This is a genomic window from Methylobacterium sp. A52T, assembly GCF_053346095.1.
On sequence record NZ_JBKFBI010000285.1, the window covers coordinates 1 to 1741 of the forward strand.

3 protein-coding genes are annotated in these 1741 nt (G+C 76.4%); 2 read left to right on the plus strand and 1 reads right to left on the minus strand.

The features are described 5' to 3' along the window. Positions 1–990 (plus strand): VWA domain-containing protein (locus ACLBYE_RS30345; RefSeq protein ID WP_447697009.1); only part of this gene is annotated, 990 nt, incomplete at its 5' end. A gap of 31 nt (positions 991–1021) precedes the next feature. On the opposite strand, the gene ACLBYE_RS30350 is transcribed toward ACLBYE_RS30345, so the two are convergent. After that, the gene (locus ACLBYE_RS30350) at positions 1022–1168 is read right to left on the minus strand and encodes a hypothetical protein (RefSeq protein WP_012318814.1); all 147 of its coding nucleotides are present in this window, start codon (positions 1166–1168) and stop codon (positions 1022–1024) included. Between the two features lie 210 nt (positions 1169–1378). On the opposite strand from ACLBYE_RS30350, the gene ACLBYE_RS30355 reads away from it, so the two are divergent. Continuing rightward, the coding region (locus ACLBYE_RS30355) for an alpha/beta fold hydrolase (RefSeq protein ID WP_447697010.1) at positions 1379–1741 on the plus strand (363 nt) is incomplete at its 3' end.

Genomic DNA, 1741 nt, shown 5'->3' on the forward strand with positions numbered 1-1741 from the left:
GCCGGGCGCCTCGTCCTGGCGCCGCGCGCCACGCGCCTGCCCGCACCGGAGCAGCCCGCCCCCGAGGCCGAGGCGGCGCCGGCGGAGCCGCCCGAGCCGAACGACGCGGAGGAGGCGTCGGGTCCGGCCGCAGAGGCGCCCGACGACGTCGTGCTGGAGGCGGTGCGCGCCGCGATCCCGCCGAACCTCCTCGACCAGCTGCTGGCGGGCGCGCAGCGCCTCCCGGCCGCGAAGGCCGGCCGGGTCGGGCAGGCGGCCTCGGCCCGCACCGGCCGCCCCGTGGGCAGCTGGCGGGGCGACTCGCGGCGGGGACGGCTCGATCTGCTCGCCACCCTGCGGGCGGCGGCGCCCTGGCAGGCCGTCCGCAGAGTGGAAGGAGAGACGCGCCGCATCGTGGTGCGGCGGGACGATCTGCGGATCCGGATCCTCAAGCAGCGGACCGAGACCACCACGGTGTTCTGCGTGGACGCCTCGGGCTCGGCCGCCCTGGAGCGGCTGGCGGAGGCCAAGGGCGCGGTCGAGCTGCTGCTGGCGGAGGCCTATGTCCGGCGAGACCGGGTGGCGCTGGTGGCGTTCCGCGGCGCCGGCGCGGATCTCGTTCTGCCGCCGACCCGGTCGCTCACCCGCGCCAAGCGCGGGCTCTCGGGACTGCCGGGCGGGGGCGGGACGCCGCTCGCCGCGGGAATCGACGCCGCGGTCGCGGTGGCTCTGGGCGTGCGCCGGGGCGGCAGTCGGCCGGCGATCGTGCTGCTGACCGACGGGCGCGCCAACGTCGCGCGGTCGGGGGAGGGGGGACGCGCCCGGGCGGGCGCGGAGGCCCTGCAGGCGGCCCGAGTCCTGCGTGCGGCCGGACTGCCAGCCCTCGTGGTCGATACCGGCACGCGGGGCGAGGAGGCCCGTTCGGTGGCGGACGCGATGGGCGCCCGCTACCTGAAGCTGCCCCGGGTCGAGGCCGGCCAGCTCAGCGCGGCGGTGCGGGCGGCGCTCTGAGCGTCGCGCCCGTCACCCCCGCGGCAGGGTGTCAGAGGTCGCCGCCGATGCCGCTGTCGGCGAGGCGCTGGTGGTGGGCGAGCCAGGAGTTCAGCATCTCGCGGACGATGGCCTTGAGGCTCCAGCCGCCGGAGACCGGGGCGGCGATGTTCTGGGTCGAGGAGGTGAAGAGGATCATGACCTTCTCCGGAGTTGGTGGACGCGTCTTGTTCTTGCTCGCCCGAGATATGCCGCCGCTGTTGCAGCGCAGCAATCGGTCTCCGCTCACCGGTGGCATGCGGCCGTCGCATGGGATTGTTCAGTGTTACGAAATACTTCCGGCCATGAACGATAGCGCCTCCGTTGCCCCCGGATCGTCCGGCCATGCCGCAGTGCAGGATCCGCGCGCATGCTGACCGGTTTCGACGCGGACCGGCCCGACTGGGCCGTGGAGGGCCGGGACTGGCCCCATCGGGAGGCCAGCCGCTTCGTGGAGGCGGCCGGCCTCCGCTGGCACGTCCAGGAATACGGGTCTCCGGACGCCCCGACGCTGCTGCTCCTGCACGGGACCGGGGCGGCCACGCATTCGTGGCGCGGGCTGGCGCCGCTCCTCGCGCGCGACTTCTACGTGATAGCCCCGGACCTGCCGGGCCACGGCTTCACGGACCCGCTGCCCGACGCCGACCTGTCGCTGCCCGGCATGGCCCGGGCCGTGGCGGGCCTCGTGGCGGCGCTCGGCCGCCGGCCGCGCCCGCCCGCGCGGGGGGCGGGC

Bases quoted from the DNA above. Each gene is read 5' to 3' on its own strand.
- ACLBYE_RS30350 (WP_012318814.1), bottom strand. From the start codon at position 1,168: ATGATCCTCTTCACCTCCTCGACCCAGAACATCGCCGCCCCGGTCTCC.